Here is a 25,910-nt window from a genome sequence, read left to right as displayed (position 1 = left end):
CTTTTAATATTTTATTTTCACATTTTGTTGCTACTATATTCTTATATAAAAGCAAAGGTAGGTGTTTTTTTATGGATATGGTAAAACTTCGTTGCCCTATGTGTCGCAAAATGTTTGAAATATCAACAGTTGAATTAGAAAAAAAAATATAAGTACGGTTTTGTGCCTATTTTTTGCAACTACAAATGCTTGTTACGTTTTTCTAATCACCACTAGGACAACTGTGCTTGTTTATATATACAAGGCACTATCATACTCAAAGGTTCTAAGGAACTTTTGAGCTCGTTCTGTAACAGGTTCCTTAAAGAATCCTTTTACGTCCTCTGTCTCTTCTACTATCTCGCCATTGTCGAAGAATAGGATTCTATCTGCAACAGCCTCTGCAAAACTCATTTCGTGAGTTACTATAAGCATAGTGCGGCCACTTTTAGCCAGCTTAATCATAGTTTCAAGTACCTCATGAACCATTTCTGGATCAAGAGCCGCTGTAACCTCATCAAAAAGTATAATCTCTGGATGCATCACAAGTGCTCTTACAATAGCCACACGCTGCTTCTGTCCACCTGAAAGCTGCCTTGGATAATAGTCCTTTTTATCTGAAAGACCAACCTTATCTAAAAGCTCTATCGCCTCCTTTGTAACCTCTTCCTTGTTTCTCTTCTGAACCTTTGTAGGTGCCAGTATGATATTTTCAATTACTGTCTTGTGAGGGAACAATTCATAAGACTGGAACACCATTCCAATCTTCTGGCGAAGCTTTGTGATATCTCTTTTATCAGCCTCCACTGGAAGTCCATCAACGGTAATGATGCCTCCCTGAATTTCCTCCAAACCATTCAAGCATCTAAGAAATGTACTTTTACCACAGCCTGATGGTCCGATGATTACTACAACCTCTCCTCTTTTTACAGAAAGGTTGATATCTTTCAAAACAACATTGTTTCCAAATTCCTTATGTAAATGTGTAACCTTTAATAATTCGCTCATTACGCCCACCTTTTCTCCAAATAAATACTAAGTCTACTAATTGGCCAGCAAACCAGGAAATACAGAAGCATTACCACACCAAACACACCGAATGCAGCATTTGGTGAAGTGTTTCTGTTTGCCTCGATAATCTGCTGTCCTACCTTCAAAACTTCCACAATACCAATCATCATTACCAGTGATGTTGTCTTAATCATTCTGGTAATAAGGTTGATTGATAGTGGAATCAAACGTCTTATTGTCTGTGGCAGTATTATGTATAAATAGGTCTGAAGCTTATCCATACCAAGAGCATATGCAGATTCAAATTGGATACGAGGAATACTCTTTATAGAACCTCTTACCAAATCTCCCATCTCTGCTGTGCCCCAGAAGGTGAATACAAAAATTGCTGAAGCTTCTGCTGATAAGTCCCAACCAAAAACTCTGGTAGTTCCGAAATAAACAATGAAAAGAAGCACCATCTGTGGCATGATTCTTACTGTCTCTAAATATAGCTTCAACACGGCTTTTAAAATCTTATTATCGACTGTCATCAATACACCGACAACAAGTCCTAGTAAAATGCTAATTGCAACGGATATAAGGCTGATTTCAATTGAAACCCACAAGCCCTGAAGCAATCTCATGAAGTTTGTTCCTTTGAACAGAACATCAATCCCCAAACTGGCCATAGCGCAACCTCCTTTCCACAATCGCTCCTATGATTGATACTGGAAGGAGCATAATCAGGTAGAATACAACCAAAAGGAACAGACACTCAATTGTCTTTGCGTACATTCCTATTAAATCCTTTGCAGTAAACATCAGGTCCATGAGACTAATTGTTGAAAAGACAGATGTTTCCTTCAATAGGAATATCACGTTGGCCAAAAGTCCTGGCACGCTGATAGAAATTGCTTGAGGCATAATTACAAGCCACAAGGTCTGATACTCATTCATACCAAGGCTGAGTGCGCTTTCTTTTTGTATTACAGGAATTGCTTCCAGACCACTTCTAAAGGTTTCAATCATATAGGCTCCGCCTAGAAGTCCTAATCCTAGAACACCGCATGTTTCCGCAGTTATTTTGATACCCACCTTTGGCAACGCAAAGTAGATAAAAAACAATTGAACCAAAAGTGGTGTGTTTCTAAAAATTTCAATATATATCCCAATAATCGTTTTAAGCACTGGAACTTTAAAATGCAGGATAGCAGAGCCCACAAGTCCAATGATTAGACTCATAAATATGCCCTGCCATCCTATCTTCATTGTAAGTAAAAGTGCTTCTTTATATAGTGGAATATATTCTCTAAGAATATTTATATCCATTACTAAATAAATAGCCTTTCAAATTTTCTTTAGGAATCTTACTGCTCTACTACAAGAGTATCTTCGTAGTCTGCACCGTATGTATCAAGAAGAGTTGCCTCATAGTCAGCGTGGAAGAAGTTCTCATCTCCAAGTGTATCAAGCTCTTCGTTAAGCCAGTTGAGAAGTGTCTCATTCCCCTTTGTTACAGCTGGAGCGATTGTATCCTGGTCACCAAGCTCTGGAATACCTACTGTGTATCCTTCATTCTCTATCGCAAATGCGATAACCTCTGTATTATCGTTTGCCCATGCTACACCGTTGCCGTTTTCAAATGCTGTCTTTGCCTCTGCATATGCATCGTACTTCTGAAGCTTGATATCAGGATAGTTCTTTGTAAGGTATGTCTCTGCTGTTGTACCAGAAATAACAATTACCTGATCATCCTCACCGATATCATCAAGGCTCTCAATAACTGCATCTGAAGGTGATACAACGCCAAGCGCAACATTCATGTATGGAAGAGCGAAATCGACCTCCTGTGCTCTCTCTTCTGTTACAGTAAAGTTTGCAAGAATGATATCAACCTTTCCTGTCTGAAGGTACTCAATTCTGTTTGCAGCTTCTGTTGATACGTAGTTAATCTCAACGCCAAGATCCTCACCAATTCTTTCTGCAAAATAAACATCGTATCCTGCATACTCGCCATTTTCATCTACATAACCAAATGGGCTCTTGTCTGAGAAAACACCGATGTTAATTGTTCCGCTTTCCTTAATCTCATCAAGTGTTCTAAAGCCTGCATTTGAATCTGCAGCATCTGCGCCTGCCTCCACACTTGCATCCTTTACTTCCTCTCCTGCATCTGCACTGGAATTCCCGCATCCAACAAATGCTGTAGCTGTAAGTGCTGTAATAAGTAATCCGCTTGATAATTTCTTAAGTAAGTTGTTTTTCATCTGCTACCTCCTTGTTATGTGTGATATCTTATCTCTTATTACCTACTAGGTCAATAGGTTTTATAATCAAGGTTTCCTATACACCGTTATCAACAAAACCTATAGCAAAGCCACCATCCACCTAATCCCCCTTGATTTACCTATTTACCTAGGATATTATAGTGTGTATATAAAGGAGAGATAATTATGTTTAGTACTAAAGGTAGATATGCACTTCGTGTAATGATAGACTTGGCGCAGCAAGATAGCGAGGCTTACATTCCACTTAAGGATATTGCTGAGCGCCAGGATATTTCTAAGAAGTATTTGGAGATAATAGTTAAAGAATTGGTTAAAGGTGGACTTGTGGCTGGTGTCAGCGGTAAAGGCGGTGGATATCGTCTTACCAGAAAGCCTGAGGAATATTCTATTGGTGAGATTATAGAATTGCTTGAAGGCAGCCTTGCTCCTGTGGCTTGTTTGGCCGACGGTGCAAAAGACTGCCCTCGTGAAGGTGTATGCAAAACTCTTCCTATGTGGACCGAGTTTTATTTGTTAGAGCGTGATTTCTTCTATGGAAAGAAGCTCAGTGATCTTGTAAACGAAGCTTAGTTTACGTGACAAGCTTCACAATCATGCTCTTCTGGAAAATCTGCTGGATCGTACTCTATGCCATTTTTGTCGTAGTAGTCCTTTACAGCAGATTTTATTGCTTCTTCAGCAAGAACTGAACAGTGAAGCTTGTGTGGTGGAAGTCCATCAAGTGCCTCAGTAACTGCCTTGTTGGTAAGCTGTAAAGCCTCTGATACTGGCTTGCCCATAATAAGCTCTGTAGCCATTGAGCTTGATGCAATGGCGCTACCGCATCCAAATGTCTCAAACTTAACGTCATCGATAATCTGCTGGTCATTAATCTTAAGATATATTTTCATGATATCGCCACAGACTGGATTTCCTACTTCACCTACTCCATCGGCGTCTTCAATAACTCCTACATTTCTTGGGTTTCTAAAATGGTCCATGACCTTTTCGCTATATAATGCCATCTTTCTACTCCTTCTCTCTTGTGTATTTAAGCGATTTCCTTGTGCTCTGCAAATACGTGATTTCTCTTGCCGCTAATTAAATCACCCCAGAATGGTGAAAAGCTTCTAAGGTACTCAACCACCTCTGATACAGATTTGATAATGTAGTCCACCTGCTCCTCTGTTGCATCCTCGCCAAGTGAGATTCTTAGTGAGCCGTGAGCCACCTCGTGTGGTCTGCCAATTGCAAGAAGTACATGGCTTGGATCAAGTGAGCCTGATGTACAAGCTGAGCCTGATGAAACTGCTACGCCCTTATCATCAAGTAACAATAAAAGTGACTCTCCCTCAATTCCCTCAAAACAGAAATTAACATTTGATGTTACTCTAGCGTGTCTGTCTCCGTTTAACTCTGAATATGGAATCTGAGATAATCCCTGGATAAGTCTTTCCTGAAGAGGTACAAGATGCTCATTATTTGCGTCGATATTTGCAACAGCATCCTCAAGTGCAACTGTAAGTCCTACAATGCCTGCAAGATTCTCTGTGCCTGCTCTCTTTCCTCTTTCCTGAGCACCACCGTAGATTACATTAGACACAGGGATTCCTCCCTTTACATAAAGAACGCCTACTCCCTTTGGTCCATGGAACTTGTGGGCAGAAATTGAAAGCATATCAATATTCTGTTCTTCAACATTGATATGAACATGGCTAATTGCCTGAACCGCATCTGTATGGAACCATACCTTCTTCTCACGACAAATTCTTCCGATTTCTGCGATTGGCTGGATTGTTCCAATTTCATTGTTGGCATACATGATAGTCACAAGCGCAGTATCCTCACGAATCGCATCCTCGATTTCCTTTGAATCTACCACACCATTCTCATGTACATCCACAAGTGTGATTTCAAATCCTTCCTTCTCCAATGCCTGAAGTGTGTGAAGCACTGCATGATGCTCAAACTTTGATGAAATAATATGTTTCTTACCCTTCTTTGCACCTGCTCTTGCTGCAGACATGATTGCCTGATTATCTGCCTCACTTCCGCCTGATGTAAAATATATTTCTCTAGGCTTCGCACCTAAAATAGCTGCCACCTTTTCTCTTGATTCCTCTAATGCTTCCTTTGCCTTCTGGCCTACCGAATAAAGGCTTGATGGATTTCCATATACTTCTGTGAAATATGGAAGCATGGCATCCACTACTTTTTTACTAACAGCTGTTGTCGCTGCATTATCTGCATATACAAACATAACTACTACCTTTCTTTAACATTATTCTAAGTTGCTCCTTTTACCTAGTAACCTAGTCTGTTAATGAAGATATCACCAAACACCTACTAGGTCAATAGGTGTTTGCATCTTTTAGCCTTATTAAGAAATCTTCTCATTAAAAAAGAGATGCTAAATTGCATCTCTTGTTTCACACACTATTAAATATCCTTCTTTTAATGTAATACTGCCAACCTCTTCTGTAATTTCATTGCTAACAGTCAGGGTATTGAATCCTTCTATAGTGGCATTTTCCAAAGGATATTTGAAACCTGTCATAGTCACGCCCGTGGCATTGCCTCCATAAGAGAATATTGAAACATAATGACCAAATTGGGCTCCCTCTCCCTCTCTGGAAAGATTAAGAACCTGCCCGGCCGAAATCATTTGAATGTAATTATACTCATCTACAATTACAACCTTACGCTGTTTCAGGCAGCCCATACCAAGAAGATTTACGTTTCCAAGGAAATGATCCAGGCGTTTGCCTGTGGCACCTAAAAGGTAAATATAATCCCCTACCATTGACTTGCGAATAGCTATATTTAACGCTGCCTCAATATCTGTATCATCCTTTACAGGATTAAGCTTAATAACCTCCGCATTGCTATTCTGAAGCTTTTCGTATGCGTCCTTTGATATGGAATCGAAATCTCCTATAACAATATCTGGCTCCTGCCCTATATCCAGACAGTTTTCATAGCCACTGTCGCAAGCAATTATACTTAACGAAGCTTCATCAAGCTTGCTTATGAACTCACTTATGAAATTCTTATTGATGCTACCGCCACCAATAATTACTATCATCGCATTTTCTCCATAAGTGTTTCTACGTTTGCTGAAATATCGCCATTAAACACAGCTGAGCCAGCTACGATAATATTGGCTCCTGCATCTAAAGCATCCTCAATAGTATCTTTGTTAATGCCACCATCAACTTCGATATCAATCTTTAATCCCTTTTGATTTAAAAGCTGTGATAGCTCTCTTACCTTATCAAGTGTGTATGGAATCAATGACTGTCCACCAAAACCTGGGTTAACTGTCATGATAAGAACCATATCTACCTTTTCCAAAACATGGCTAATCGCACTAAGTGGAGTTGCTGGATTGATTGCTACACCGGCCATAGCACCACTGGCCTTAATCAATTCAATCGTTGCATCCAAATGCTTACAAGCCTCAGCATGAACTGTAATAATATCTGCTCCTGCCTCAGCAAAATCCTTAACGTAACGCTCAGGATCCACTATCATCAAATGCACATCCATCATTCTGTCTGTGTATTTACGAATTGTCTTTAGAACAGGAAGTCCAAAGCTGATACTTGGCACAAAAACACCGTCCATTACATCGAAATGAACGTACTGTGCTCCAGCCTCATCAATAACCTCGAGTTGCTGTTTTAAAATTCCAAAATCCGCTGACAAAATTGAAGGTGCTAAACATTTTTCCATAATCATTACCTGTATTTATTATTCCTTTCATTAACCATTTCAGAATAAATCTGAAGGTAGTTCTCGTATCTGCTGGCTGCGATTTCACCAGATGCCACAGCATCTTTTACACCACAGCTTGGCTCCTTGTCGTGAGCACAGCCAGTAAACTTGCAGTAAGAAGCTGGCTCAATAAACTCTGGAAATAAGGTATATAAATCCACAGGCTCAATCTTTGGTACAAACAAAGATGAGAAACCTGGTGTGTCCATAATGAATGTGTCGTCACCTAAATATAAAAGCTCGGAATGACGTGTCGTATGTTTTCCTCTACCGATTTTTTCGGAAACCTCTCCCGTTTCCATGGTCTGGCCTTCAGTCAATTTATTGACTATGGAGCTTTTGCCAACTCCAGATGGCCCTGCCACGGTAGATGTCTTGCCTTTTAAAATATCTCGAATGCCATCTATGCCCTCGTCGTTTTTTGCAGAACAGAAAATAACTTTGTATCCTGCATTTTCGTAAGTAGCCCGCATTCGTTCTTCAAAGCCCTCGTCCGCTATATCTTCTTTGTTGAAGCAAATGACGATAGGCAAATCCTGCTCCTCCATCATACAGAGGAATCTATCCAAAAGATTAAGATTTGGCTCAGGATTTTTAGTTGCAAAAATGAGCAATGCTTGATCAACATTTGCAACAGCCGGTCTGATAAGCTCAGACTTTCGCGGCAAAATGCTTATAACATTGCCCGTCATTTCCTCGGAAGAGATGACGTCAATTGTGACATCATCTCCTACCAAAGGCTTTATTTTATCTTTTCTGAAGGCCCCCTTGGCCTTGCACTCGTATACACCCTGGTCCTCTACGTATACGTAGTAGAACCCGGCGATACCTTTAATTATTTTTCCTGTCATTATTGCTCAACTGTACCCTGTATAGTTTCGGTTTTGGTTTCAGTTTTGTCATCAAGAGAAACTGTGCTTCCGTCTGATGCAGTAATTGTAGGAGTGTAAGTCAAAGTAATAGTAAGCGATGACTTTGGTGACTTACTAATATTGATTGCACCATTCTTTGGAATATTACCTGACTGGTTTGTCTCTGCAATTGAGTATGTACATGGACCATCAAATGGATTTGATACTGTATAGCTGTATGTTGTCTCTTTTTTACCCTTGCTGATTACAAGTGAAATGCTTGTGTTTGGTGCAACCATTTCACCAGCTTCGATTGACTGGCTAATTACCGAACCAGAAGTAACCTCATCTGAGTACTCCTGAGTTGTGCTAGTAACAACGATACCCTTTGCATCTAAAACAGTAGTAGCTTCTGCCTGTGTAAGTCCAACAACGCTTGGCACTGCAACTGTGGAATCTGAATCAGTTTTTGTATCTGTCGAAGATGATGTATTTCCGTTGCTAGAGCTACTTGAGCTGCTTGAACTACTTGAGCTGTTTGAGCTGCTTGAGTTGCCTGAACTATTTGAGCTGCTTGAACTATCTGTTCCTGAATTGCTTGAAGCATCAGTTGATGTATCTGTTGAACCTGATTCTGCTGAATCCTCGCCTGTTACTGTTAATCTAAGTGTATCTTTAAGTGAGAACTCCTCGCCTTCAGCAACTGACTGATAAATAACGGTGCCATCTTCGTAATCGTCATTTTCCTCATATGAAACAACAATATTGTCTTCTGCATCAAGACCAAGGCCTTCAAGCTGTTCAACTGCTGCCTCATAAGATGAACCAACAACATTAACCATTGTTACTTTCTTTGCGCCAAAATTGAAAACACCAAAAACATTTCCAAGAATTGCTACAAGAATAGCTACAATAGCAACACCAACGCCGATGCCTGCAAATGTCATGATTCTGTCCATCTTAGAATCATCTTCATCCTCATCATCGTCGTCATAATAATCGTCATCATCATAGTATTCATCGTCATCGTAGTACTCTTCTTCGTCATCATAATCATCGTCGAAGATAAGAGCCGCGGCAGCCTTCTTTGTAATAGATTCCTCTGTCTCAACAGGAACCTTTGGCATAACCTTTGTCTGACCAAGATCTGCTACACCAACGATTGTAACGAAATCCTCATTAGGACTAACAAGAGCTCTCTTTAAATCGATAAGCATATCAGAGATAGTTGGATATCTTCTATCTGGTGACTTCATTGTAGCCTTGAGGATAATCTTCTCAAGTGAAATAGGAAGGTCTGGAGCATATGCTGAAGGTGCTACCATCTCCTCCTGTAAATGCTGGATTGCGATTGCTACAGTATTGTCTCCATCAAATGGAACACGACCTGTAACCATTTCGTACATAACAATACCAAGTGAATAAATATCGCTCTTTCCATCAACAAAACCATTTCTAGCCTGCTCTGGTGATGAATAGTGAACTGAGCCCATCACATCTGCGTGAATTGTGTTTGAGCTCGCTGCATGAGCAATACCAAAGTCAGTAACCTTAACCTTTCCTTCTGTGGAAATGATAATGTTCTGTGGCTTGATATCACGATGGATGATGCCCTTCTGATGAGCAGCCTCAATACCACGGCCCACCTGAATGGCAATTGAGATAGCCTCTTTGAAATTGAGCTGTCCCTTTTTCTCGATATATGTCTTGAGGGTAATGCCCTCTACATATTCCATAACGATGAAGTACATTCCATTTTCGGAACCTACATCATATATGTTAACGATATTTGGATGTTCAAGACCTGCTGCTGACTGAGCCTCAGTTCTGAACTTTGCTACAAATGTAGCATCCTCGGAAAATTCCTGCTTTAAAATCTTTATTGCAACTTCACGACCAAGAATGTGGTCCTTTGCACGATAAACATCAGACATTCCGCCTGATCCAACTCTATCTATTACTTCATATCTATCCGCTATAAATACGCCTTGTGTAATCATGTATTCTCCTTTATACAACCTATTCCTTATTCGATAATAATAACTGAAACATTGTCTTTGCCACCATTTGCATTGGCACGCTCAACGAGCTTGTTTGCCCTGCTTTCGATGTTTTCCTCAGATGTGAGAATCTCGAATATTTCCTGATCCTCGACCATATTGGTCAATCCATCTGAACAAAGAAGGATGTGTTCATTACCGCTGATTTCCACATCAAAATAATCTGGTGTAATAGTTTCTTCGGCCCCGATAGCTCGAGTAATCATGTTCTTACGTTTGTCATATTTAGCATCGTCTTTATCTAACTCACCAGTTCTAACTAGTTCAGCAACAACAGAGTGGTCTTTTGTAACCTGCTTTAGCATTGCTCCATTAGCAACGTAGAGTCTACTATCACCCACATTGGCCACATAAAGGTGTCCATCAAAAACTGTAGCTAAGACCAAAGTAGTCCCCATACCAGTTTTGCTAGAATCCTTATGAGACTCTGTAAATATGCGATTGTTTGCTGTCTGAATTGCCTGTTCTAAGATTCTGACAGTCTCAAGCTCATTCGAATTGGTAATTGAATTAATTATGATTTCCACACACTTTGCAGAAGCATAATCACCTGCCAATTCTCCACCCATGCCATCAGCCACAATATAAAGGTTTGGAAGCTTTCCAACCCTTGCGTCAGATGCATAGATAGTGTCTTGATTTACCTTTCTCTTGACACCGACATCAGTTTTTTCATAGCTTATCATTAAGTAGTCCCTTTCGAAGCGTCTTTTGCGTCCATTGTTCGCTTTCTAAGTTGTCCACAGGCCCCGTCAATATCGCGACCCATTTCCCTTCTAATAGTAGCATTATTCACGTATTTTTCAATCTTTTTTTGGAATGCATAGGCCCTGTCCATGCTTGGTGAAACGAAATCACGCTCCTTAATTGGGTTCACCGGAATGAGGTTCACATGGCAGTTAAGATGACCTATTAATTCACCTAATTCTGTGGCATCCTGGTCTCTATCATTGACACCCCCAACAAGCGAATATTCGAAAGTAATTCTTCGACCTGTCTTGTTGAAATAGTACTCGCAAGCATCGATTAGCTCATGAATCTCATACTTGTTTGCAATTGGCATAAGCTCTGCTCGCTTCTGCTGATTTGGTGCGTGCAAGGAAATTGCAAGTGTGATTGTCAAATCCTCATCTGCAAGCTGCTTTATGCGAGGAACAATACCGCATGTGCTGACTGTGATATTTCGCTGAGAAATATTCAGTCCATTTTCATCTGATAATAGTCTAACAAATTTAACTATATTATCATAGTTGTCCATTGGCTCGCCTGTGCCCATAACAACTAAATTTGAAACACGCTCTCCTGTATCCCTTTGAATGGCATATATCTGTCCAAGCATCTCTGAAGCTGTAAGGTTTCTCACCCATCCGTTGAGTGTAGATGCACAGAAACGGCATCCCATTTTACATCCAACCTGAGAGCTGATACATACAGAGTTTCCATGCTTGTAGCTCATCCAAACGCTCTCTACCATTTCTCCATCGTAAAGCTCAAACAGGTATTTGCGAGTGCCGTCGATTTTGGAAACCTGCAAATCAATCTGCTTTAATGGATGATAGTTGCATCTGTCTTTTAGCTTTTCCTTGAGAGACTTTGGAATGTTTTTCATCTCGTCATAGTCCTGTGCCAAATGCTGATGCATCCACTCATAAAGCTGCTTTGCTCTAAACTTTGGCTCTCCCAAGTCAGCTGTAACAAATTCTGTTAGTTCGTTTAAATTTAGCGACCTAAGGTCTACTAGTTCTTTTTCATTACACATATAAAAAACCCATCGTGACTAGAATCAGGCAATAGCTGTTCCATGTTAACCATTGTAAAGTCCTTATGTGATGATAAGAAGTTGTTTACCTGATTTTCGTTTTCATCTTTATTAATAGTACAAGTGCTATAGCACAATGTTCCGCCAGCCTTTACATACTTACAGACAGTATCCAAGATGTTGGCCTGAAGCTGTACCAGCTCATTCAAGCTTTCTGCTGTCTGGTTGTATTTTATATCCGGCTTCTTTCTGATAATACCAAGACCTGAGCATGGCAAATCAGCAATTACCACATCATACTGATTTTCTGCTTCCTGGTCAAATTCTGTGGCATCCCACTGCTTTGCAGTGATGTTGGTTGCCCCGGTTCTTTGAATGTTTTCATTTATAATAGAAACCTTTGCTTCGGTAAGGTCTCTGGCTTCCACACTTCCTTTGGAAGCAATCTGCGCAGCATGAAGTGCTTTGCCTCCTGGTGCTGCACACACATCAATGACTTTATCAATATCCTTGATGCCAGCCCTGTATGGTACAAGCTGTGAAGAATAATCCTGAATATAGAAAAAACCTTGATTAAACTCTGGAATACTTACCAGAGAATCATATCCATTGATGTAACATGCGCTGTCGATTGTATCGCATATACGTACTGAAATATTTCTGCTTTCCAATTTCTCTTTCAGTTCTTCCCTGGTCACTTTGCTAAGGTTGACCCTGATGCAAAGATCCTGTGGTTCGTAGAAGCCATTAAGGATTTCTTCTGTCTGCTGTGAGCCGTAATCTGCAGTCCATTTGTCCACAATCCACTGTGGCATGGAGTACTTTGTGCACAAATCTGTAAACTTAACCTCTGATTTCTGCCTGGAAATGTTTCTTAGCACTCCATTAACAAATCCTGCCAAGCCAGTAAAGCCTTTCTTCTTTGCAATCTTTACGTATTCATTGCAAGTTGCAGAATCTGGAACTGAATCCATGTAAAAGATTTCATAAGCTCCCATTCGCATAATGGTGCGAATCACAGGCTTCATTTTTTTAGCCTTGGTTTTTGAAAAGCTGTCAATTATGTAATCAAGCTGAAGCTTTCGCTCCACTGTGCCGTTTACAAGACGTGTGATAAATGCTCTCTCGTTTTTATCAAGATATGCGTATTTATCTAAAACAGCTTTTAAATATATATGTGAGAACTGACCATGCTCAAGAATCTCAAGTAGAGTTTCAAAAGCAATCATTCTCGTGTTTATCTTATTGTTATCCGACATCAAATATCCTCTAATTAATTCTTACTATTTGATAGTTTGGCACCAATCTCTAACTGATATCCTCTAAGGAAATCACCAGTTGCCATACGCTTTTTGCCCTCAAGCTGAAGCTCATTTATCTCGAGAGCTTTGCTTCCGCAAGCTATCGTAAATGCGTTTTTATTTACATCAATAACTGTGCCTGGCTCCCCTGATTTATCTACAACGGTTGCCTTCCAAAGCTTTAGCTGCTTACCATTAATAAATGTAAATGCAGATGGCCATGGATTAAGACCTCTGATAAGGCGCTCAATCTCCTCAGCTGGCTTAGTCCAGTCAATATTTCCCATATCCTTTGAAATCATGCCTACGTGTGTAGCCTGTGATTCATCCTGAGGGATTGGTGTGATTTCACCTCTATCAAGAGCTTCGATTGTCTTAACTGCAAGCTGTCCGCCATCAATAGCAAGCTTATCAAAAAGGCTGCCGCCTGTTTCGTCTGCTGCAAGTTCTATCTCTGACTTAAGAAGCATATCGCCATCGTCAAGACCTGGCCCCATAAGCATTGTTGTGTTTCCAGAAACCTTTTCACCGTTGATAACAGCCCACTGTATTGGCGCTGCACCACGATACTTTGGAAGAAGTGACCCATGTACATTTACACAGCCAAGGCGTGGCATATCAAGAATAACCTTTGGAAGAATCTGTCCAAATGCAGCCACAACAAATACATCTGCCTCGTACTGACGTAAATATTCAACTGACTCCTCCGCTCTAATTTTCACTGGCTGATAAACTGGAATACCATGCTCCATGGCAAATTCCTTTACTGGAGTAGGCTGAAGCTTTCCGCTACGTCCCTTTGGTTTATCAGGCTGCGAAACTGCAAGAATAATCTCATGCCCTGCTTCGTATATTGCCTTTAAAGTCTCCACCGCAAAATCCGGTGTACCCATAAATACTACTTTCATCTATATCAATCCTTTCTGCCTTTTACATAAGAAAAAACGTCTCAAGACGCTACTTCTAAGTGTAACATTTTAAGACGTTTTTGTACAATCGCAGTGGTGGCTGTGGATTAGCGTCCACAAATCTCGAATACTTTATTATAAAAATTCTTATCCTCTTCAAACAGGCCATGTCCTAGGCCATCAAAGATAATCATTTCACTATTCTCAATTGCATCCCTTAGCTCATAAGGTGCATCATTGCCAACAGTATTATCGCAGTTACCTGACATGATATATGTAGGACATTTTATTTTAGATAGGACTGGCCTTGCATTAAAATCCAGTATCGCATATGCGTTTTTGCAAAACCTGTCATAATTTTTAGGCTTTGTAAATCTAGCAACTATTGGTAGATACTTTTTATTCTTCTCATTGAATTCCTTTGTATAGACTTTCTCAGCTGTATCAAGCATTAGCTCTGTATGGGACGCATTTCGAGTCATTTCTATCCATTTTGTAACAACACTTTTAATTGTTTCATTGGCGTATGGTGCAGTGACTACAAGAATCAACTTCTCCACCAACTCAGAGTGATTCGCTGCCAAAAACTGCGCAATCATGCCTCCCTGGGATACTCCCATCACAATCGCTCTATCTATGCCAAGATTTCTCATAGCAAGAGCCTGATCATCTGCCATATCTTCTATAGAATAGCCCTCCGGGATTTCATTCTTTCTGCTGAACATGTACACAGTGTAGTCCCTAAAGAACCTTTTGTAAGAGCCTGCTAAAAGCATGGCCTTTCCCTTTACAGTCCACAATCCATCAGACAATCCTGGCAAAACTACCAGATTCTTTTCCCCTTCTCCGAAAGCCACATAATACATATCTGTATTACCAACTTTCACACATCCATTTTTCTGCATTTTATAATACCTTCTCCATAACAGATACTGATGATTTCTTCTTTCCCCAAGTCAATTCATCACGTTTCTTTGTTACAAAGCCCATCTTCTCCCAGAATGGAAGAACATTATTTTCATAGTCATCAACTACATCAATTCTAATAATTTGTGCTCCAGAATCACGAACCATATTCTCAAAAAAATCATAAACAGATGTGCCTAGGCCATTTTTCTGCTTTTCCTTTGTAATCATCATCAGAGAAAGATATACATATCCTTCAGCATTTATCATATAGTCAAGGATGCCGATTGGTTCATTGTCTACAAGTACATAGTTAGATGTAAAACCATGGGCTAGCATTTCTTCAAGCTCATTTTTAAGGAAACTTTCATCTATATGATCTTCCCCTAAATGATGAATTAGAAAATCTGTATTAGAATTATATATTTTTATAGCATCAGCTATGTTTGTTGTGTCTATTGTTCTAGTCTCTATCATATTGTATATTCTTTCTTATGTCTTTTTTATGGCAAATATCTTGTTTTATTATCCAAAAGTCATCCCCATCTGTCTAATTGTAATTAAAATATCTCCTTCAGGAGCCGAGTTAAGTGAATTACTGAAATCCCCAAATTCACTTACACGCAAATTGAATATAAGTTAAGTGAATCTAAAAATTTTTTTAATCTCACTTAAAAATGAAACACGGCATTAAGTGTATTAAAAATATCTCAAAATAAACTTAACTTTTTCATCCTAAAATCTCCGCTTCTTAAGTTTATTATGTAATAAGCAAAATAAACTTAACTCAATCACACTGTTTATTAAGTGAATTTTTGATTACCTAATAATCGACTTAACTTTATATAAAACATTTTAACTTATTTTAAGTTTATTTATATTTTTTCTATATTCACTTAACTGCTCTAGCACTTTTTAAGTGAAATACAGATTTTCATATTTTAACTTAACTAAATATCTCCTCCAGTCACGAATTATGAATCCACATTAATATATCTATTTTCGTATGCCTGAAAGCTGGTTCGCTCCAGTAGCTCTTCCAGTGTAAGCTCCTCGTAGTAACCGTATGGATTTCATAAATTCTCCCTCTCCTGCGCATCTTATAGCATTTTCACCATAAGATATTCATCGCGGTAACTACCATCATCATACTTCAGTGCCTTTAGCGTCTTGCCGATTTCAACAAATCCCATCTTTTCATAAAGATGCTTTGCTCGATTATTGCCATCAACTACACCTAACTCAACCTGCTCATATCCCATTTCTTTTGCCAGAGACAATGCGTATTTCATCATTTCAGTGCCTAGACCTGCATCGCAAAATTCCTGTGCCAATGCTATTGCAAAATCGCAACGATGACGAATTCTGCGAATCTCTCCCTTTGTCATAATGCAACATGTCCCTGCAAGCTTTCCTTCTACTTCTGCTGCCATCATTATTTCCCTAGGAGCATTGCGCTTGCCCTCAAGAAGTTTAGCTTCGTCCTCAATAGTGTATGTCACTTCATCTGCATAACGAAGCAGAAACTCAGTTTCACCAAAGACAATGCGCAAATATTCAATCATATCTGCTGAATCGCTCTTATCAATGGAACGCAACTTACATTTTCTTCCATCTTTTAATATGATTTCTTTTTCTTCAAAAACCACGACTTATTCCCCCTACGCTCTTTAATTATTGTTTCTATTCTATATGTTATGGCTTCATAAATAAAGAAAAATATTCACACTATCTGGAATTTGTTGTTAGCTAGAAACGCAACAAAAAAGCAGCCATCTTACGATGACTGCTGTAATAATAACAATACCCAATCCTGGGACTCTATGTCGTATTCAGTTCCGCAGAATGGGCAGTTCTTGTTGAGGACTGCATTGAAACTTCCAGAGCATGTAGGGCAAGATATTCGTGTCATTGAAAACTGAAGGTTCAAAGGAATATCTACCCTTCTACGAAATACGGCTCTGTATTTTTCGTGCTTGTATTTGATTTTGTTATCAAAAGCATACAGCGTATCAAAGAACACATCCATGGCAACGGTCACCGAACCATTATTTTCCGTAAAGCTAATAAGCTTCATGGCATTGCCATAGTTCATGTCGATGATATCCTTGAATCTTTTATCGAGAGCTGGTCCCTTGTAAAAAAGCAAATCCTGCTCATCTTTTGAATACACGGCTGTCTTAATAAGGGATAAGGCCTTTCCCGAAAAATAATCGAAGGAAAACTCTGGACTATAGGCCTTCATCATGTGTTCGAACTTGCCATGTGTACCTGCCGTGCCCCATTTACCTGCATTATTAACTATATCCCTGCGTATAAGATTTAGAACATCCAGCACACAAAAGGCTGAGTAAGTAATCAGCATACCAAAAACAGTTACGACAAAATGTTCAAAAAGATTATAGTCCCCATCGTATACGTTTATGGTATACAAATTCAAGATTGCACCGATAATGAATCCCAAAATTAATCCGCCAAGCAACACCTTTCCACGAAGCCTAGTGTCTTCTCGCTCCTTAGGTGCTGCATCCTCGGTAAAATAATATCTGGTGATACGTGGAAACAAATCATCCATCTTGTACATGGTTTTGCAATATGGACAGCCATCCACCAATCTAGAAATTGTACTTACTGCGCCACAGTTGGGGCAGGTACAAGGTTCCAAATCAGCTCTTATTCCGCTTGTCACATCTGTAATGACAGTATGAAGTGTGTTGTGTCTGCGGTCACTGTATTGCTTTTTGCCATCCTGCTTCACAGTTCGTTTTACATCATATTCCTCAAGACAAACGTAATTCTGATAGTGAGCATCTTTCCAATCGCTAAGAACAATTGGTCCTAAATCTAATTCGTCTGCTTCTTCTTTGTCGGTAACCTCATAATCAATCGAAAGGCCCTTATCCATAATGCGCTCATGCTGAAGCTTTAAAAGATTGGTTATATCATTATCTGCAAAAGTAATCTTTTTGCCTTCGGCTATGGCCAAGCCCAAATTTTCTGTAAAGGCGTCATATTTCTTTCGGTATAGTTCTGTCAGTCTTACTGGTCCAATATTAAACCCCATAACAATATTCTGTTAGCCCCCTTTATTTGCATTCTACTGTTTATGCTACCAATTTCCCCATAATTTTTCAATTGTCTATATTTCGCAATATTGATCGTAGACAACGACACTAACAACTGGCGAATCCCATGATGCATATTTAAGTGAAGCATTTCCTCTTTCATAAATATCTGAGCGGATAGATGCTTCATCAATAATGAATTCGCTACAGCAGCTTGATTTATATGTGAATGTGTTTGTTGAATCTGTATCTACATCTGCTTTTGCGTCACCCATTATGCATTCAATAACAACCCCATTTTCAAGAACAAGGTCGATATACTGCCCTGCTACTGTGTCAAATCTACTTCCGACTGCAATCAAATATCTATCGTCCAGCTTCATAAAGCCATCGCTATCAGGCTCAGCTAAATCATTAATATCTCCTAAATCACCATATGTGATTTTGCTTGAACGCTCAATGGTTTTTCCTCCATTGTAGCTAATTGTGTTTCCAGATACAGGATTTACATAGCTACTAGGAATCTCATATACAGTTTTTTCAACTTCCTCAATTTCTTCTTCAACTTCTTCTATAGAGTTTCAAGCATCTTCAATAATTTCTGAAATTATTTCAGTGCTTTTCATTGCTATTTCTTCCTCAATAATTATAGCCTCTTCCTCCACCATTTCCATGGCATAGCTTCTGAGATAGCAATAGCAATGCAATATTAATAATAATGATGTGATTAAAATAATACTACAGGCCTGGTGGCCCGCTCGAATGTAATTAGAGTTCAATCCTTTCATGTTTTTAATATCCTTTCTCTCATAAAGTGGGTAGTCTAACAAAAAAAATGACATCTAGCAATGGCTAGTTGTCATTTTTGTGGCACTATTCACTCTGAGAGAAAAGCGAGTAGCAAGCATATATCATCCCCATAAACTAAAGGATATTATGTGGTCTTTTATTCACCTTTAAAAGCAGAAAAAATATCTATAGAAGCAGCCATCTTTTTAAGCTCTGTAAGGTGTTCTTTTAAATATCTTTCCAACTGCTGCACTTCAATTTCTGCAAACCCATCATTTTTTAATATTTTACAGTCAGGAATTTTCCCTTCAGCTGTCCTAACACCATCCTGAAATGTAACAAACGCATACTTATCCCCCTGTTCACTCCTGCAAACAGATGATACTGTCATTTTTAATTCTCCTGCTTCCAAAGCTTTCTCCTCCTTCAAATCCCATTTTACAACTTATACTGCATAAAATTTCCGTTGTGCTCAAATCCATAAGAAGTGTAGAGCTTTACGCCCATATCTGAAGCAGTAATATGTACTGCTCCACATCCATAAGCCTTTGCCTCTTCTACCACTCTATTAAGCAGTTCTTTTGCAATGCCCATCCTTCGATAATCTGGATTAGTATACATGCTGGAAAGGAGGCCTAATCTTCCTGTTGGACAACCAAAATATGGTGGCTTTTCAACAAAAGACATGCCACTTGTTCCTATTATTTTATCCCCATCAAATGCCAGCCATGAGACAAATGTCCCATCCGCAAGATGTCTATCATAATAATCTTTCAATGCTGCTTGCAAATCAACATCTGTCGGAACAGTTCGCCCATATGAAACATATTCCTCTGTAAGCTGTGTAATTCTCATATTGATGAATATATCTAATTCAGTTGGTGTAAGCTTCTTATAAGAAATATTCATTTGTCTCCCCCTATATATTTAGATTAAATCCCCGCTAAAATGTTGGATTTCATGCTGTATAATCTGTGCGGTAAAATCTGTATACCTGCCATGCTGAGGCTTAAAGTTTTGATCAAGATAATCCACTTCTATTTCCTTATATCTTACGCATGGTCTTTCGCCGTCCAACGACAGGCAGCTTTCCTCTGTCTCATACTTACCGCTCTTGGCAGTAATCACCGGATTGACCATCGGGAAAATGAATGGCCCTGCAGCCACAACTATGATTTGCTTTTTAACACCAATCATATTTGCAGCCATGCCAACACATCTATCTAAATTAGCTTTCAATGTATCAATTAAATCCACTATAACCTGACCATCGGCCTCTGTGGCCGGCTCAGACTTCTGTTGTAAAAACAATGGATCTCTAACTATTTTTTTTACCATAAATACTCCTTCACAACTTTTATCGGAAAAACCGATAGCTTATCTTTTCTTATAAAGAACAAGTTCAGGATTTTCTCCCTACAAATTTGAAGTTATACCACTGTATATCCTTCAGCATCCAATACGTTCAATGCACGCTCAAAATTTTCTTCTTTTACAAGAATATAATCTGTGTTATATGTCGATACTGCAAAGATTCCAATTTTGTGCTCTGCAAGAATACCTGAAAGTTTTGACAAAATTCCAATTAATGAAAAATCAAGAACTCCTTGAATGCGAAAACCTCGCCATCCATCATCTCGTTCCACCGTATTTATAGGAGTATCTTCCGTTTTACAAACTAATGATACCTCTTCATCTGTCTTACCAATAAAATATAAATCCGACTCTAAATTGATACTTGATACCTCAGTTACCTTACAGACTGTTAGTTTGCAATCTATTCTCTTCAGTTCCATCTATGTTCTCCAATACAAGCTGCGATTCAATAAATTCTACAAGTTTCTCAGCTATTATGTCTTGCCTATAATTATGTACATAATGACCACAATCCAGTTCTATAACTTCTGCATTTGTAAGATCTGAAATATAATCACTTTGAATATCTATCCAATTTTCAACACCTGTTTCATGTCCATCTGATACAAACATGAGCATTGGTATATCAGGCTTAGGATTTCTATCAATTTCTGTTACTGCATCCGAAATTGCCAAACCCTCATTTATGATACAAGTATTTACTGCTTTACTTGCAGCAAGCGCCCTATAAATCTTCTTTTCTTTGTCTGTAAGTTTTTCTGGAAGCTGACTATCAGAATAAAATAACCTAACTATCCCTAGTTCACGAGCAAAAACTGCAAGCCTTTCCTTTTTAATTGTGCTGTCCCAGTCCCAATTATCGTAGGCTCTCGGAAGTGCCATATCAAGACCAACAATAGCTTCCACTTCATCTGGGTAATTTTGAGCCCACATTATTGCTTCAATTCCTGACATAGAATGTGGACAAAGAATATACGGGCCTTCTATTCCTGCCTTGGTGAGTGCTTCCCTATCTTGTCTAAGAATAGTTTCAAATGATCTCTCACTATCAACCACATCACTAAACCCATATCCAAATTTTTCAATAACAACTATTTTATAATCACTACTCAAAAGAGAATACAAACTTTTAAAATCAAGAACCGGCGCAGCTGTTCCAGAACCTGAAAGGAAAAGAAGTGTATGTTTTCCTTCGCCTTCGGTGTATATATTCATCTTGTGACCATCCACCTCGACATATTGCCCAATAGGTTTCTCTATTAGCGCCTCTTCAGATGCAAGCATAATCTTGTTATAGATAAAAATTCCACCAATAAGAAAAACCAACACTATAAATAGTAGTAATAAAATCTTCCCAGTAATTCTAGCTATTTTTTTCATTTTTTCTCTCTTCATATATAATTCATCATTTGAACAACTCAAGCTATTTCTTCCTATTGAGCTAATTTCAATGTCACATCAGCATTACTTAATAACTCTGTCAGCTCATCTTCAGACAGATTGATTTTACCAAGCCTGGTGTATGCCCATGAATTAGAGCCATAGAATACAACAATCTGATTGCCTGAATAGAGCACAATGTCACCTGCACTTGTGGTGGTCTGCTTATCATCTCTGGCAATGCTCTGGCCGATGGAGCCCACCTGCTCAAATCCACCATACATAGACATTTGGATTTCCAGGCCATCTGCCGCAAGTTCGCATAAAGCATCCACAGATGCATTATCTTCCCAAGTAACCGGTATTTCTTTTCCATCAATTTGTAATATCATCCCTACCTCTTCCTCTGAATCTTCTTCAATAATAGCCTCCTGCATTTCTACAGTGTCAGGCGCATTTGGAGGCTGTTTAATGCTGCTATACGACATGAGCGATACAACTAACCCTGCCAGAGCACACACCACTATCGCCAGCCCTTCGCCTATGAAAAAACCTTTGATATGAAACCAATAGTCGTGATACTCGTCCACCATGTCCTCAGTGCCTTTGAGCACAAACTGTGGATCATGACAGAACCAGATGATATCCAGCACGATTGCATCATACGCATTTACGATAGTCCAAAGCAAAAAACCATATTCAAATGCCTGCAAGAACGTTGTATATCCATTGATAAATCTTAGGATCAAAGCAAGAATCACCACAAATAATAGTGACGCTCCTACCTTTGCTACCACCTTATTCTTTCGGGTAGGAACCTGGTCCTTATATTCATCTAAGGACATTACACGTTCCTGAATCTTCGGCGGATAGTTGTACAATGTCTTAATCGGATTTCTAGACATGATATAAACCATCAAAGTAAACAATCCACATAAGACTACGCTTTCAATAACAAGAATCATAGTACTCCCCCATAAATCGCGATTTGTCAATATCACTGCCTTTAATTATACAGAATCCTTAGTCTTCACGAAATACCAAATCGATATTCCTGATATACAGTTATATTTGTATTCTTTCAGAAAAAAACTGTATCCGTCTCAAAAGATCTCTCCTAGTGTGTATTATCTCCGCATAATTGCTATACAGAATATTAATCATGAGTAGTAACAATCTGTTATATCGTCATAATACTATCAAAAACATTACAAATAGGCATTTCCATACAGTTAAAAAATGTATTTATTAAATAATAACTGTACGTCTTCAATCTGGCGTTCAAGAACCGCCACACAACATCTTCTCAAGCAGTGCTAGAAGCAGTTTTTTAGCAGTAATGCATCCCGTATATCCATAATGCGTATTCAGGATGCATACTGCCAAATACTTTTTCATCCCAAATCTCAAAAACTTGCCTATGGGATGCATTAACTTAAACAATCGTCTCTATACATATGCATCCCCAAAAATCAAAAAACACCTATGGGATGAAAATCACTAAAATCACCTCTAATCATATGCATCCCAACAACACATAATTCTCCTCTGGGATGCATCATACAAAATTACGACTTAGATGCATGCATCCCAAAACAACAAGTCCAACATTTGGGATGCATTTTATAGAGTCTAACTAGAATTTGACCGGAATTATCCCCAAAAGTCCCCTCCAACAAACAGACCACAATAACCAAAAAGGCCCAGCCCTCGGCAAAACCGAGGGGCTGGGCCCAATAACTCAACTATATTTTACTAGCCAAACAACAAAGCCGCCAATTACTTGTTAGCGATAGCTGCCTGTGCTGCTGCAAGTCTAGCGATTGGTACTCTGAATGGAGAGCATGATACATAGTCAAGACCAATCTTGTGGCAGAACTCTACTGAAGATGGATCTCCACCGTGCTCACCGCAGATACCTACGTGAAGCTTAGGATTTACTGGCTTACCAAGCTTGATAGCTGTCTCCATAAGCTTACCAACACCTGTCTGGTCAAGCTTAGCAAATGGATCGTTCTCGAAGATCTTTGTGTCATAGTAAGCATTTAAGAACTTACCAGCATCATCACGAGAGAAACCAAATGTCATCTGTGTAAGGTCGTTTGTACCGAAGCAGAAGAAGTCAGCTTCCTTAGCAATCTCATCAGCTGTAAGAGCAGCACGTGGGATTTCGATCATTGTACCAACTTCGTACTCAAGCTTAACGCCTGCAGCTGCGATTTCAGCATCAGCTGTCTCTACAACAATGTCCTTAACATACTTAAGCTCCTTAACCTCACATACAAGTGGGATCATGATTTCAGGCTTAACATTCCAATCTGGATGAGCCTTCTGTACTTCGATTGCTGCACGGATAACAGCCTTTGTCTGCATCTTAGCAATTGAAGGATATGTAACTGCAAGACGGCATCCTCTGTGACCCATCATTGGGTTGAACTCGTGGAGTGACTCGCAGATGTTTCTGATTTCCTCTACTGACTTGTTCTTAGCCTTTGCAAGCTTCTCGATATCAGCATCCTCTGTAGGAACGAATTCGTGAAGAGGTGGATCAAGGAATCTGATTGTAACTGGGCATCCCTCAAGTGCTTCGTAAAGAGCCTTGAAGTCTCCCTGCTGGTAAGGAAGAATCTTATCAAGAGCAACTTCTCTCTCTTCCTCTGTATCAGAGCAGATCATCTCGCGGAATGCAGCGATACGCTCTGGCTCGAAGAACATGTGCTCTGTACGGCAAAGACCGATACCTTCTGCACCAAGCTCTCTAGCCTTCTTAGCATCAGCTGGAGTATCTGCATTTGTACGAACCTTAAGTGTTCTGAACTGATCAGCCCAAGCCATTACACGACCGAACTCACCAGCGATTGTAGCATCAACTGTTGGGATGATACCAGCGTAGATGTTACCTGTTGTACCATCGATAGAGATTTCAGAACCCTCTGTAAATGTTGTGCCTGCAAGAGTGAACTTCTTGTTCTCCTCATCCATAGCGATGTCGCCGCAACCAGATACACAGCATGTACCCATACCACGAGCAACAACGGCAGCGTGTGATGTCATACCACCACGAACTGTAAGGATACCCTGAGCAGCCTTCATACCTGTGATATCTTCTGGAGATGTCTCAAGACGTACAAGAACTACCTTCTCTCCTCTAGCAGCCCAAGCCTCTGCATCGTCAGCTGTAAATACAACCTTACCACATGCAGCACCTGGAGATGCACCAAGACCCTTTCCAAGAGGTGTTGCAGCCTTAAGAGCAGCAGCCTCGAACTGTGGGTGAAGAAGTGTATCAAGGTTACGTGGGTCGATCATTGCTACAGCCTCTTCTGGAGTCTTGTGTCCCTCATCAACAAGGTCGCAAGCAATCTTAAGAGCAGCTGGAGCTGTTCTCTTACCGTTACGGCACTGGAGCATGTAAAGCTTCTTGTTCTCTACTGTGAACTCCATATCCTGCATATCATGGTAGTGATTCTCAAGAGTCTCACATACCTTGATGAACTCTGCGTATGCCTCTGGGAACTCCTTCTCCATCTGAGCGATTGGCATTGGTGTACGAACACCTGCAACTACGTCCTCGCCCTGTGCGTTGATAAGGAACTCACCCATAAGCTTATTCTCACCAGTAGCTGGGTCACGAGTGAATGCAACACCAGTACCTGATTCATTATTTAAGTTACCGAATACCATAGGCATTACGTTAACTGCTGTACCCCATGAATAAGGGATATCGTTATCTCTTCTGTAAACGTTTGCACGTGGGTTATCCCATGAACGGAATACTGCCTCGATAGCAAGCTTTAACTGCTCTACTGGATCTGATGGGAAATCAGAACCGAGCTGCTTCTTGTACTCTGCCTTGAACTGCTCAGCAAGTTCCTTAAGATCTGCTGCAGTAAGGTCTACGTCATACTTAACGCCCTTCTTCTCCTTCATCTCATCGATGAGCTGCTCGAAGTATTTCTTACCTACTTCCATAACTACATCTGAGAACATCTGAATAAAACGTCTGTATGAATCATATACGAAACGCTCGAAAGCTGGATCTGGGTTACCAGCGATCATAGCTGCAACTACTTCATCATTAAGACCAAGGTTAAGGATTGTATCCATCATACCTGGCATAGATGCACGAGCACCTGAACGAACTGAAACTAAAAGTGGATTCTTAAGATCTCCGAACTTCTTGCCGTTGATCTCCTCCATTTTCTTAACACCTTCCATAGCCTGAGCCATGATTTCATCATTAATCTTGCGACCATCCTCATAGTACTGTGTACAAGCTTCTGTTGTGATTGTGAAGCCCTGTGGTACTGGAAGACCAATGCTTGTCATTTCAGCAAGGTTTGCACCTTTTCCTCCTAAAAGATTGCGCATTGTCATGTCGCCTTCGCTAAACATGTAGACCCATTTGTTAGCCATTTCAAAATCCTCCTAACATATATATAACTTTTGATTTGTCTGTCTGTAAAAAACGGGGTTTTCAAACAGTCCGTTATTATTA

General features: G+C 39.7%; 28 protein-coding genes. 1 reads left to right on the top strand and 27 read right to left on the bottom strand.

The window, feature by feature from the left end:
* Window positions 1-231 precede the first annotated feature (231 nt).
* Genes BO15_RS0107895 through BO15_RS0107880 form a run of 4 tightly spaced genes read right to left on the bottom strand, consistent with a single transcriptional unit; the run spans window position 232 to window position 3,239 of the window.
* Window positions 232-987 (bottom strand): amino acid ABC transporter ATP-binding protein, encoded by a 756-nt coding sequence (locus BO15_RS0107895; protein WP_033153837.1) that lies wholly within the window; start codon window positions 985-987, stop codon window positions 232-234.
* Window positions 987-1,661: an amino acid ABC transporter permease gene (locus BO15_RS0107890; protein WP_033153836.1), complete on the bottom strand. Its 675-nt coding sequence runs from the start codon at window positions 1,659-1,661 to the stop codon at window positions 987-989. Before BO15_RS0107890 ends, BO15_RS0107895 begins: the two co-directional genes overlap by 1 nt.
* Window positions 1,642-2,301, bottom strand: coding sequence for an amino acid ABC transporter permease (locus BO15_RS0107885; protein ID WP_033153835.1), 660 nt, complete (start codon window positions 2,299-2,301; stop codon window positions 1,642-1,644). The genes BO15_RS0107890 and BO15_RS0107885 overlap by 20 nt, the downstream gene beginning before the upstream one ends.
* Window positions 2,302-2,339: 38 nt before the next feature.
* Complete coding sequence (locus BO15_RS0107880) at window positions 2,340-3,239, bottom strand: transporter substrate-binding domain-containing protein (protein ID WP_033153834.1); 900 nt, start codon at window positions 3,237-3,239, stop codon at window positions 2,340-2,342.
* A gap of 186 nt (window positions 3,240-3,425) precedes the next feature.
* On the opposite strand from BO15_RS0107880, the gene BO15_RS0107875 reads away from it, so the two are divergent.
* Window positions 3,426-3,830 (top strand): RrF2 family transcriptional regulator, encoded by a 405-nt coding sequence (locus BO15_RS0107875; protein WP_033153833.1) that lies wholly within the window; start codon window positions 3,426-3,428, stop codon window positions 3,828-3,830.
* Here BO15_RS0107875 and nifU read toward each other — a convergent pair.
* The 23 genes from nifU to ppdK all read right to left on the bottom strand — a co-directional run bounded on the left by nifU (window position 3,827) and on the right by ppdK (window position 25,828).
* Window positions 3,827-4,264, bottom strand: a complete 438-nt coding sequence (gene nifU, locus BO15_RS0107870) for a Fe-S cluster assembly scaffold protein NifU (protein WP_033153832.1) — start codon at window positions 4,262-4,264, stop codon at window positions 3,827-3,829. The genes BO15_RS0107875 and nifU overlap by 4 nt on opposite strands.
* 26 nt (window positions 4,265-4,290) lie before the next feature.
* A complete protein-coding gene (gene nifS / locus BO15_RS0107865) occupies window positions 4,291-5,499 on the bottom strand; it encodes a cysteine desulfurase NifS (protein ID WP_033153831.1) in 1,209 nt (402 codons plus the stop codon).
* Window positions 5,500-5,649: 150 nt separating this feature from the next.
* Window positions 5,650-6,324: a thiamine diphosphokinase gene (locus BO15_RS0107860; protein WP_033153830.1), complete on the bottom strand. Its 675-nt coding sequence runs from the start codon at window positions 6,322-6,324 to the stop codon at window positions 5,650-5,652.
* On the bottom strand, window positions 6,321-6,974 hold the full coding sequence (gene rpe, locus BO15_RS0107855; protein ID WP_081828694.1) for a ribulose-phosphate 3-epimerase: 654 nt from the start codon (window positions 6,972-6,974) through the stop codon (window positions 6,321-6,323). Before rpe ends, BO15_RS0107860 begins: the two co-directional genes overlap by 4 nt.
* 5 nt (window positions 6,975-6,979) lie before the next feature.
* Entirely contained in the window at window positions 6,980-7,867 is an 888-nt protein-coding gene (rsgA, locus tag BO15_RS0107850; RefSeq protein ID WP_033153828.1) for a ribosome small subunit-dependent GTPase A, read from the bottom strand.
* On the bottom strand, window positions 7,867-9,867 hold the full coding sequence (gene pknB, locus BO15_RS0107845) for a Stk1 family PASTA domain-containing Ser/Thr kinase (RefSeq protein ID WP_033153827.1): 2,001 nt from the start codon (window positions 9,865-9,867) through the stop codon (window positions 7,867-7,869). The genes rsgA and pknB overlap by 1 nt, the downstream gene beginning before the upstream one ends.
* Before the next feature lie 26 nt (window positions 9,868-9,893).
* Complete coding sequence (locus BO15_RS0107840) at window positions 9,894-10,613, bottom strand: Stp1/IreP family PP2C-type Ser/Thr phosphatase (protein ID WP_033153826.1); 720 nt, start codon at window positions 10,611-10,613, stop codon at window positions 9,894-9,896.
* The gene (gene rlmN, locus BO15_RS0107835; RefSeq protein WP_033153825.1) at window positions 10,613-11,686 is read right to left on the bottom strand and encodes a 23S rRNA (adenine(2503)-C(2))-methyltransferase RlmN; all 1,074 of its coding nucleotides are present in this window, start codon (window positions 11,684-11,686) and stop codon (window positions 10,613-10,615) included. The genes BO15_RS0107840 and rlmN overlap by 1 nt, the downstream gene beginning before the upstream one ends.
* Window positions 11,665-12,945, bottom strand: coding sequence for a 16S rRNA (cytosine(967)-C(5))-methyltransferase RsmB (gene rsmB, locus BO15_RS0107830; RefSeq protein ID WP_033153824.1), 1,281 nt, complete (start codon window positions 12,943-12,945; stop codon window positions 11,665-11,667). Before rsmB ends, rlmN begins: the two co-directional genes overlap by 22 nt.
* Before the next feature lie 14 nt (window positions 12,946-12,959).
* Complete coding sequence (fmt, locus tag BO15_RS0107825; protein WP_033153823.1) at window positions 12,960-13,895, bottom strand: methionyl-tRNA formyltransferase; 936 nt, start codon at window positions 13,893-13,895, stop codon at window positions 12,960-12,962.
* A gap of 107 nt (window positions 13,896-14,002) precedes the next feature.
* Window positions 14,003-14,800, bottom strand: coding sequence for an alpha/beta fold hydrolase (locus tag BO15_RS0107820; protein WP_033153822.1), 798 nt, complete (start codon window positions 14,798-14,800; stop codon window positions 14,003-14,005).
* Window position 14,801: 1 nt separating this feature from the next.
* Window positions 14,802-15,278, bottom strand: a complete 477-nt coding sequence (locus tag BO15_RS0107815) for a GNAT family N-acetyltransferase (RefSeq protein ID WP_052169843.1) — start codon at window positions 15,276-15,278, stop codon at window positions 14,802-14,804.
* Between the two features lie 623 nt (window positions 15,279-15,901).
* Window positions 15,902-16,450, bottom strand: a complete 549-nt coding sequence (locus BO15_RS0107810; RefSeq protein ID WP_033153821.1) for a GNAT family N-acetyltransferase — start codon at window positions 16,448-16,450, stop codon at window positions 15,902-15,904.
* A 128-nt stretch (window positions 16,451-16,578) separates the two neighbouring features.
* Window positions 16,579-17,865 (bottom strand): hypothetical protein, encoded by a 1,287-nt coding sequence (locus BO15_RS0107805; protein ID WP_033153820.1) that lies wholly within the window; start codon window positions 17,863-17,865, stop codon window positions 16,579-16,581.
* A gap of 75 nt (window positions 17,866-17,940) precedes the next feature.
* Complete coding sequence (locus tag BO15_RS0107800) at window positions 17,941-18,249, bottom strand: hypothetical protein (RefSeq protein ID WP_033153819.1); 309 nt, start codon at window positions 18,247-18,249, stop codon at window positions 17,941-17,943.
* 198 nt (window positions 18,250-18,447) lie between these two features.
* Entirely contained in the window at window positions 18,448-18,696 is a 249-nt protein-coding gene (locus BO15_RS0107795) for a hypothetical protein (protein ID WP_207641080.1), read from the bottom strand.
* 116 nt (window positions 18,697-18,812) lie between these two features.
* Complete coding sequence (locus BO15_RS0107790) at window positions 18,813-19,067, bottom strand: hypothetical protein (RefSeq protein WP_033153817.1); 255 nt, start codon at window positions 19,065-19,067, stop codon at window positions 18,813-18,815.
* A gap of 26 nt (window positions 19,068-19,093) precedes the next feature.
* The gene (locus BO15_RS0107785; RefSeq protein WP_033153816.1) at window positions 19,094-19,564 is read right to left on the bottom strand and encodes a GNAT family N-acetyltransferase; all 471 of its coding nucleotides are present in this window, start codon (window positions 19,562-19,564) and stop codon (window positions 19,094-19,096) included.
* Between the two features lie 18 nt (window positions 19,565-19,582).
* Entirely contained in the window at window positions 19,583-19,993 is a 411-nt protein-coding gene (locus BO15_RS0107780; protein WP_033153815.1) for a peptide deformylase, read from the bottom strand.
* Between the two features lie 92 nt (window positions 19,994-20,085).
* Complete coding sequence (locus BO15_RS0107775; RefSeq protein ID WP_033153814.1) at window positions 20,086-20,451, bottom strand: ACT domain-containing protein; 366 nt, start codon at window positions 20,449-20,451, stop codon at window positions 20,086-20,088.
* Complete coding sequence (locus tag BO15_RS0107770; RefSeq protein ID WP_207641079.1) at window positions 20,411-21,427, bottom strand: alpha/beta fold hydrolase; 1,017 nt, start codon at window positions 21,425-21,427, stop codon at window positions 20,411-20,413. The genes BO15_RS0107775 and BO15_RS0107770 overlap by 41 nt, the downstream gene beginning before the upstream one ends.
* A 38-nt stretch (window positions 21,428-21,465) precedes the next feature.
* The gene (locus BO15_RS13825) at window positions 21,466-22,377 is read right to left on the bottom strand and encodes a cyclophilin-like fold protein (RefSeq protein ID WP_242843760.1); all 912 of its coding nucleotides are present in this window, start codon (window positions 22,375-22,377) and stop codon (window positions 21,466-21,468) included.
* 814 nt (window positions 22,378-23,191) lie between these two features.
* The gene (gene ppdK, locus BO15_RS0107755) at window positions 23,192-25,828 is read right to left on the bottom strand and encodes a pyruvate, phosphate dikinase (RefSeq protein WP_033153813.1); all 2,637 of its coding nucleotides are present in this window, start codon (window positions 25,826-25,828) and stop codon (window positions 23,192-23,194) included.
* Between the last annotated feature and the right edge of the window lie 82 nt (window positions 25,829-25,910).

This window comes from Pseudobutyrivibrio ruminis HUN009 (genome assembly GCF_000703005.1).
Taxonomy (GTDB): Bacteria; Bacillota; Clostridia; order Lachnospirales; family Lachnospiraceae; genus Pseudobutyrivibrio; species Pseudobutyrivibrio ruminis_A.
This window is presented reverse-complemented; position numbering and strand designations above follow the sequence as displayed.

Excerpts from the sequence above, each read along its gene's own strand:
- BO15_RS0107895 (WP_033153837.1), bottom strand. The coding sequence starts at position 987 with ATGAGCGAATTATTAAAGGTTACACATTTACATAAGGAATTTGGAAAC.
- BO15_RS0107890 (WP_033153836.1), bottom strand. The coding sequence starts at position 1,661 with ATGGCCAGTTTGGGGATTGATGTTCTGTTCAAAGGAACAAACTTCATG.
- BO15_RS0107885 (WP_033153835.1), bottom strand. The coding sequence starts at position 2,301 with ATGGATATAAATATTCTTAGAGAATATATTCCACTATATAAAGAAGCA.
- BO15_RS0107880 (WP_033153834.1), bottom strand. The coding sequence starts at position 3,239 with ATGAAAAACAACTTACTTAAGAAATTATCAAGCGGATTACTTATTACA.
- BO15_RS0107875 (WP_033153833.1), top strand. The coding sequence starts at position 3,426 with ATGTTTAGTACTAAAGGTAGATATGCACTTCGTGTAATGATAGACTTG.
- nifU (WP_033153832.1), bottom strand. The coding sequence starts at position 4,264 with ATGGCATTATATAGCGAAAAGGTCATGGACCATTTTAGAAACCCAAGA.
- nifS (WP_033153831.1), bottom strand. The coding sequence starts at position 5,499 with ATGTTTGTATATGCAGATAATGCAGCGACAACAGCTGTTAGTAAAAAA.
- BO15_RS0107860 (WP_033153830.1), bottom strand. The coding sequence starts at position 6,324 with ATGATAGTAATTATTGGTGGCGGTAGCATCAATAAGAATTTCATAAGT.
- rpe (WP_081828694.1), bottom strand. The coding sequence starts at position 6,974 with ATGGAAAAATGTTTAGCACCTTCAATTTTGTCAGCGGATTTTGGAATT.
- rsgA (WP_033153828.1), bottom strand. The coding sequence starts at position 7,867 with ATGACAGGAAAAATAATTAAAGGTATCGCCGGGTTCTACTACGTATAC.
- pknB (WP_033153827.1), bottom strand. The coding sequence starts at position 9,867 with ATGATTACACAAGGCGTATTTATAGCGGATAGATATGAAGTAATAGAT.
- BO15_RS0107840 (WP_033153826.1), bottom strand. The coding sequence starts at position 10,613 with ATGATAAGCTATGAAAAAACTGATGTCGGTGTCAAGAGAAAGGTAAAT.
- rlmN (WP_033153825.1), bottom strand. The coding sequence starts at position 11,686 with ATGTGTAATGAAAAAGAACTAGTAGACCTTAGGTCGCTAAATTTAAAC.
- rsmB (WP_033153824.1), bottom strand. The coding sequence starts at position 12,945 with ATGTCGGATAACAATAAGATAAACACGAGAATGATTGCTTTTGAAACT.
- fmt (WP_033153823.1), bottom strand. The coding sequence starts at position 13,895 with ATGAAAGTAGTATTTATGGGTACACCGGATTTTGCGGTGGAGACTTTA.
- BO15_RS0107820 (WP_033153822.1), bottom strand. The coding sequence starts at position 14,800 with ATGCAGAAAAATGGATGTGTGAAAGTTGGTAATACAGATATGTATTAT.
- BO15_RS0107815 (WP_052169843.1), bottom strand. The coding sequence starts at position 15,278 with ATGATAGAGACTAGAACAATAGACACAACAAACATAGCTGATGCTATA.
- BO15_RS0107805 (WP_033153820.1), bottom strand. The coding sequence starts at position 17,865 with ATGGGGTTTAATATTGGACCAGTAAGACTGACAGAACTATACCGAAAG.
- BO15_RS0107800 (WP_033153819.1), bottom strand. The coding sequence starts at position 18,249 with ATGAAGCTGGACGATAGATATTTGATTGCAGTCGGAAGTAGATTTGAC.
- BO15_RS0107785 (WP_033153816.1), bottom strand. The coding sequence starts at position 19,564 with ATGAATATTTCTTATAAGAAGCTTACACCAACTGAATTAGATATATTC.
- BO15_RS0107780 (WP_033153815.1), bottom strand. The coding sequence starts at position 19,993 with ATGGTAAAAAAAATAGTTAGAGATCCATTGTTTTTACAACAGAAGTCT.
- BO15_RS0107775 (WP_033153814.1), bottom strand. The coding sequence starts at position 20,451 with ATGGAACTGAAGAGAATAGATTGCAAACTAACAGTCTGTAAGGTAACT.
- BO15_RS0107770 (WP_207641079.1), bottom strand. The coding sequence starts at position 21,427 with ATGAAGAGAGAAAAAATGAAAAAAATAGCTAGAATTACTGGGAAGATT.
- BO15_RS13825 (WP_242843760.1), bottom strand. The coding sequence starts at position 22,377 with ATGATTCTTGTTATTGAAAGCGTAGTCTTATGTGGATTGTTTACTTTG.
- ppdK (WP_033153813.1), bottom strand. The coding sequence starts at position 25,828 with ATGGCTAACAAATGGGTCTACATGTTTAGCGAAGGCGACATGACAATG.